The 6,436-nt window shown below is 67.1% G+C and carries 7 protein-coding genes; 1 reads left to right on the plus strand and 6 read right to left on the minus strand.

Annotation, left to right across the window (positions count from 1 at the left end; genetic code table 11):
• Window positions 1–134: 134 nt before the first annotated feature.
• The 3 genes from VFG33_RS17365 to ilvA form a co-directional block, all read right to left on the minus strand.
• Window positions 135–1,712, minus strand: a complete 1,578-nt coding sequence (locus tag VFG33_RS17365; RefSeq protein WP_325053924.1) for a sensor histidine kinase — start codon at window positions 1,710–1,712, stop codon at window positions 135–137.
• A 6-nt stretch (window positions 1,713–1,718) separates the two neighbouring features.
• Window positions 1,719–2,069: a hypothetical protein gene (locus VFG33_RS17370; protein WP_325053925.1), complete on the minus strand. Its 351-nt coding sequence runs from the start codon at window positions 2,067–2,069 to the stop codon at window positions 1,719–1,721.
• 88 nt (window positions 2,070–2,157) lie between these two features.
• Window positions 2,158–3,429: a threonine ammonia-lyase IlvA gene (gene ilvA / locus VFG33_RS17375; protein ID WP_325053926.1), complete on the minus strand. Its 1,272-nt coding sequence runs from the start codon at window positions 3,427–3,429 to the stop codon at window positions 2,158–2,160.
• 233 nt (window positions 3,430–3,662) lie between these two features.
• On the opposite strand from ilvA, the gene VFG33_RS17380 reads away from it, so the two are divergent.
• On the plus strand, window positions 3,663–4,523 hold the full coding sequence (locus tag VFG33_RS17380; RefSeq protein ID WP_325053927.1) for a hypothetical protein: 861 nt from the start codon (window positions 3,663–3,665) through the stop codon (window positions 4,521–4,523).
• A 117-nt stretch (window positions 4,524–4,640) separates the two neighbouring features.
• Here VFG33_RS17380 and VFG33_RS17385 read toward each other — a convergent pair whose 3' ends face one another.
• The 3 genes from VFG33_RS17385 to VFG33_RS17395 are packed head-to-tail and all read right to left on the minus strand — an operon-like array spanning window position 4,641 to window position 6,379.
• Window positions 4,641–5,600 (minus strand): acetylxylan esterase, encoded by a 960-nt coding sequence (locus tag VFG33_RS17385; protein WP_325053928.1) that lies wholly within the window; start codon window positions 5,598–5,600, stop codon window positions 4,641–4,643.
• A gap of 37 nt (window positions 5,601–5,637) precedes the next feature.
• Window positions 5,638–6,096 carry a hypothetical protein gene (locus VFG33_RS17390; protein ID WP_325053929.1) on the minus strand — a complete coding sequence of 153 codons (459 nt, stop codon included), beginning with the start codon at window positions 6,094–6,096 and terminating at the stop codon, window positions 5,638–5,640.
• A 31-nt stretch (window positions 6,097–6,127) separates the two neighbouring features.
• Complete coding sequence (locus tag VFG33_RS17395; protein WP_325053930.1) at window positions 6,128–6,379, minus strand: hypothetical protein; 252 nt, start codon at window positions 6,377–6,379, stop codon at window positions 6,128–6,130.
• Window positions 6,380–6,436: the final 57 nt, after the last annotated feature.

The raw sequence follows: 6,436 nt of genomic DNA on the forward strand, positions 1-6,436 counted from the left end.
GTACCCGCCCCTGACAGCCTCCTGGTACGCCGTCTCGCCGTCCTCCACGATCGTGGTCAGGAACCCGTTGCTCCGCAACCCACGCTCGACGAACGAGGCGATCCGCTCCTCGTCCTCAGCGATCAGAATCCGGTTCACCGCTCCACCTCCCCAGCAGCCCATCGCGCCGCCTGGGCTGGTGCTTCCAGTTCCACGGTGATGGCGTCGTCCTCAGTGGTCGGCAGCACGAGCTGTCCGGCCGGCAGATCGAGTTCGAAACGGGCGCCAGGGCCAGGTTGCTCGACCAGGCGTACGTCGCCACCATGGGCCCGCGCGATCGACCGGACGATCGCCAGTCCGAGTCCCGCCCCCTCGGTTCTGCGCTGATCGTTGCCCCGGGCAAATCTCTCGAAGATCCGCTCCCGATCCTCCTCCGCCACCCCCACCCCGGAGTCCGCCACCCACAGCACCACCCGATCACCACCATCCTCTCGACCGTCGGAACCATCCCGGCGCCGGCCGAACTGGTGAACACCGCCGGCGACCGGAAGCTCAACGGTCAAGTCGTCGGTGACGAGCCGGGATCCGACGCCGATCCGGTCGGCCGCCGCAGTATGGCGGATCGCGTTCGAGACCAGTTGCATCAGCGCCTGGGTCAGGCGTTGACCGTCGGCGACGATTGTCGCGTCGGCGGCTTCGTCCACGCGCCAGGACCGATCGGCCAGCGGACGAGACTTGGCGACCACCTCGATCACGAGTTCGGTCAGGTTGACCTGCTCGACGCTGAGGAAGTCTGGCCGGCCGCTCTTCGCCAGCACCAGCAGGTCGTCGACCATCCGGTTCATCCGGGCGAGTTCGTCCAGCACCAGCGCCCGCGTCTGCGCCCGGTCGCGGGGATCGTCGCTCATCAGTTCCAGATGGCCGCGGATCACCGTGATCGGCGTCCGCAGTTCGTGCCCCGCGTTGTCGACGAACTCCCGCTGCCCCAGGAAGGCGTTCTCCAGCCGGTCCAGCATGGTGTTGAAGGTCCGCGCCAGCTGGGCCACGTCGTCGTTGCCCACCACTTCGATCCGCCGCCGCAGGTCCGACTCACCGATCTGCTCGGCGGTGGTCCGCACCTGCCGGATCGGGGCGAGTACCCGCCCGGCGACCAGCCAGCAGGCGCCCGCGGCCATCGCCAGGGTGATCGCCCCGATGACGGCGAGCGCCTTCGCGGCGTCCTCCAGCGGCTTGGCGAGCATGTCCCGGAATTCCAGCACGACCAGCTGCGCCCGCACCGGCTCGGACCCCATCTGCACCGGGATCACGCCGTACCGGACCTCGCCGGCGGTGCTGGTGACCCACCCGTACTGCGGGGTGGTGGCGCCGGCGATCCGCTGGACGAAGGGTTCGTCCAGGTCGAGGCGCGCTGGTGGTGACCCCTGGCTCCGGTGGTGTGGATCGCCGTCGATGACGGTGAAGAAGGCCTCCGAACCGTCCGGCAGATTGTTCTGCAGCCAGTAGTCGAGGACCTCCTCGGGCGTGCTGAACGCGGCGGCGGTGTCCGAGGCCGCGAAGGCGCGGAACTTGGCTGCCTCGTGCGTGAGTTCGGTGTCCGCGGCCGAGTTCGAGCGCGCCGAGAGGACCTGCCAGCCCAGGAAGACCACCGCGGTAAGCGCCAGCGCGAGCACCCCGAGCAGCCAGCCGATGATCCGCAGCCGGGCGCTGACGACAGGACGCCTCAGCGCGACCACCGGCCGTCAGTCATCGCCATCCCCGCCGCTATCGTCATCGTCGTCGTCATCGCCGGCGGTGGGGGGAGCGGCCGGCCGGACCGGATCGGCGCCCGGCTTGGTCGGAGCAGCCGACGCCGTACGGGGCATGCTGGGAACAGTCGATGGCCGCGGCGTAGTGGGACCAGTCGTTGGCGTAGTGGGAACAGACGACGGTCGCGGCGTGGTGGGTGTGGTCGCGTCGCTCGAGCCGGCCGGGATGATGACTGTTTCGCCCAGGCCGGGGGAGGACCGGTCCGCCAGGAATCGGGTCAGCGCGAAACCGGTCACTGACAGCACCACGGCGACGGCGAGGTAGATCAGGCGCGGAGATCGCATGCTGACAGTCTGCGATCCCATTCGGGTGAACCGCATGAACCGGACATTAGAGAGTTCTCATCAACGGACCGGGGTGCGCGGCCGAAGCTCAGATCAGGTAGCGGAACTCGGCCGAGTCCGGTTTGATCCGCTCGATGTCCAGCGGCGCCGCGTCCATCCGCTGCAGCAGGATCGACAGGTCGCCCGGGCGGCCGATCTCGATGCCGACCAGGGCGACGCCGGTCTCGCGGTTGTTGCGCTTCACGTACTCGAACAGGGTGATGTCGTCGTCCGGCCCGAGTACGCCGTCGAGGAACGACCGCAAAGCCCCCGGCTCCTGCGGAAACGTCACCAGGAAGTAGTGCTTCAGACCTTCATGCACCAACGACCGTTCGAGAATCTCGCCGTACCGGCTCACGTCGTTGTTGCCGCCGGACAGCAAGCAAACGACTGTCTCGCCGGGCTTCACCTCGACCGCGTTGCCAAGAGCCGCCGCAGACAAGGCACCTGCAGGCTCCGCGATCAACCCGTCCGTCTGATAGAGCTCCAGCATCTCGGAGCACACCAGCCCTTCGGGGACCGACGTCATCTCAACCCGCGCTGCCGAAACCACCGGCAACGTCACCTCGCCGACCCGCCGAACAGCGGCACCGTCCACAAAGCTGTCCAGGTGCGGCAACGTCACCGGCTCACCAGCAGCCAACGCAGCCGCCATGCTGGCCGCACCTGCCGGCTCCACTCCAACAATCCGTACTCCGGGATGCCGCTCCTTCAACCACGCTGCGACCCCGGCGATCAACCCACCACCACCGACCGGAACCACCAGTACGTCGGGCGCGGCACCGAGTTGTTCCACCAGTTCGACGGCGACTGTTCCCTGCCCTGCAACGGTTCTGGGGTCGTCGAAGGCAGGAACGAGCGTTGCTCCGGTCGCGGTCGCCTCGGCAAGCGCAGCGGCGGCCGCGTCGTCGTACGAGTCGCCTGTCACGATGACCTCGATCTGCTTGCCTCCAAGGGCTGCGATCCGGTCCCGCTTCTGGCGAGGCGTAGTACGGGGGACGTAGACGCGACCGTGCACGTCGAGGATGTGGCAGGAGTACGCCAGGCCCTGGCCGTGGTTTCCGGCGCTGGCACAGAGGACGCCGGCCTTCTTCGAGGGCTCGTCGAGTTGCGCGATCAGGTTGTACGCGCCACGGAGTTTGTAGGACCGGCCGATCTGCAGGTCCTCGCGCTTCAGCCAGACCTCAGCGCCGGTGCGTGCGGAGAGTCGCGAGTTGCGTTGCAACGGGGTCCTGACCGCGACCCCGTCGAGTCGCTTCACCGCGTCCTCGATCGACTGCGCGTCGACGGTCGATCGAGCGACTGAATTACTGCCCTGCATGGCGCTCCTTCGCGTGCATATGCACGATCTTCAGCGATTCTCTCGCACCACAAGACACTGTGCGTCCAGAGTGCGGACCGATCGGACACCGTTGCACAACAGGTCCTTTTTTCATGCGTGAAACGGCTCCGGCCTGGGCAGTCTAGTTCTCATACGCTCACTCGGTGTAACGGCCAGGGTCCTGGACGGGATGAGCCGAGTAAACCGGTCAACGGGGACTGGAGGGCACATATATGGAACCGATTCCGTTCAGTCTGTGGGGAGACGCCCTGTGGTGCGGACAGGAGGTCGTGCGGGAGGTTCCGCACGAGCAGGCGATCCGTTGCCTGTTTCCTGATCCCATCCCGGCGCGAGGAGCAGATCTGGACACCGACGCAGATCTCGTCCCGGAACCGTACAACCGCTTCGACCCGCGCTCGATCGCCGTTCGGGTGCAGGGCAAGGTGGTCGGCTACCTGCCGCGGGACGACGCGCACCGGTACCACCCGGTGCTGTCAGAACTGGTGGCGCAAGGCCTGCAACCGCAGGTTCCGTGCCATCTGTGGGTCAGTGAGTGGGAGCCGGCCGACTGGGAAGGCAAGAGCGGCACGGAGTTCCACGCCAGCGTGGCAGTCGCGTTGGGCCAGCCGCACATGCTGGTCCCGGTGAACCTGCCACCGCCCGGGAGTTTCCACCTGCTGCCGCCGGGCAGCGGGATCGTAGTACCGGGCAGTGAGGTAAGGCCGGAGGTGCTGGCGCCGTTCTTCCGGGCGGAAGGCGAGTGCTGGGCCTACGGCACGATGCAGGCGGTCGAGGAAGACGACGGGGTCCACGACCGACATCGGATGGTGGTGGAGGTCAGGCTGGACGACGAGCCGGTCGGGCGGCTCAGCCCCCGGCTGAGTGCGGAGTACCTGCCGGCGATCCACTATCTCTCCGACATGCGGGCCGAGACGGCCGCTCGGGTCGCCATCCGTGGCGACCGGACGGCATCGGAGGTGATTCTCTACGCGGCCCGAAGTCATGACCTGCCGGCCACCTGGCCGGACGGTCTGACCCGGTCTCCAGTGGCGTCTCCAACGTGGCACTACTGGGCGGGTAAGGAAGCGAACTGAGCCAGGCGGACGCGCAGTACTCACCAACCAGGTGATGGTGGGTACTGCAGGTCTACCAAGGGTTCAACGAGGGTGATGCGGGCCGCCACCACAAGGCGGTCCGCATCACACGGCCGGTCAGAGTTTCGAGCCGATGAGTTGGTAGATGTCGTCCATTGCGCCGGGCAGGTCGTCGTGGCCGAAGTCCGGGTAGGTGCGGAGGTCCTTGGGCGCGGTGAGCTTGTTGTAGACCGCGTACTGCGTCGACGGCGGGCAGACCTGGTCCTCGAGCCCGACGAACAGCGTCACCTCGGAGCGGATCCGGGACGCCAGGTGCTGCACATCGATGTACCCGAGGGTGGTGAAGACCTCCTGTTCCCGAAGGTGCCGGGGGTCCCGCTTCTTGAACCAGGTGGTGATCTCGTTGTACGGGCCCTTGTCCAGGTTGAGTTCCCAGGCTCGCTGGTAGTCCACCAGGAACGGGTACACGCTCGCGGCGTACTTGATCTCCGGTGTGAGCGCTGCGCAGACCAGGCTCAGCCCTCCGCCCTGGCTCCACCCGGTGCTCGCGACGCGGGAGGCGTCCACCTCGGGCAGACCGCGGATGAGGTCCGCGAGCCTGCGGGTGTCCAGGAAGACGTGTTTGTAGAGGAGCCCGTCCGGCCCGTCGTCGACGCCTTCCACCAGGTGGTTGTGCAGGGAGAAGCTGTTCGGCTGCTGCGAGTCGGTCCGGAAACCCACCTGTTCGCGGACGTCGAGCGCGGCCACGGTGAACCCGCGTGCGGCGTACGGGAGCAGGTCGATCCACTTGGGCTGCTCACCGCCGTACCCGTGGAACATCAGCACGGCCGGTCCCTCGGCGTTGTGCGGGCGGATCACCTTCGCGTGCACCCGGTAGCCGCCGGTGCCGTTGAAGTACAGGTGCTCGGTCTTCGCGAACGGGAGCGGGAAATCGGTCGCCGGGGCGAACTCGGCCTCCGGGTCGATCCCGGCCAGTTCGGCGAGCGACTTCTCCCAGAACTGGTCGAAATCCTCCGGCCGGGGGTTGGTCCCCTGGTAGGCGATCAGTTCCTCATACGACATCTCGAAGGACAACACGAACCCGGGCTCCCTTTGTCAGCTCAAACGAACATCGTCATTCTGCTTTGTCGTGCGGGTCGCCGGCAGTGCCGTCCCAAATGGTGTAACCGTGCGCCTGGTTCAACCGGTCCCGTACGTCGGTCTCGAGCTTCCCCACCCGCGCCGGAGCCAGCCAGTTCAGCGGCACCAGGATCGTCCCGTCCTTGTACTTCGTCCGCAGCGCCAGCGCCTCGCCATGAGTGCTCCGGACCTTGCCCACCTCGGTGATGTCGGTCCAGCCGGTCTTGACCCCGCGGACGTTGATCGTGTCGGACCCGAGCCTCAGCAGCACCGGAGGCCGCGCGAGGATCCACAGCCCGGCCAGCACGACCAGCCCGCCGAGAACCGCGAACACCGCCACCACGGCGGACGGCAACCCGACCGCCCAGAAGATCGCGGCAATCCCGAGAATGATCAGCCCAGCAGCCAGGATCCCCAGGAACCGCCCAGGCCGCATCCGGTACGTCGTCCGCATCGCCCCAGGATCTCATCGCCGCCTCGGGCGGCTAGAAGGCGGGGACCTTGTCGGTGAGGGCGTTGCCGTGGCTCGTCTTCTCCAGACTGATCTGCCAGTTGCTCCGCGGGTCGAAAAGCTGCAGGAACTGCTCGTAGGAGCAGCTCTCGGTGAAGCCCCGGCGAGCGGCGTCCCAGTCGGTGCCGGACTTGAAGTACACCGAGTAGTACTTGCCGCCGATCCCGCTCAACGTGGCCTTGGAGTGCGCCCGGACGTGGATGGACACCTTCCTGTCACGCACCACCCACTACAGATCACGCCGTAGTGCGGTCGCCCCGCGGTTCGTAGTACTGGGGCTGGT

The sequence above is a fragment of the Kribbella sp. genome (genome assembly GCF_035687465.1).
GTDB lineage: Bacteria > Actinomycetota > Actinomycetes > Propionibacteriales > Kribbellaceae > Kribbella.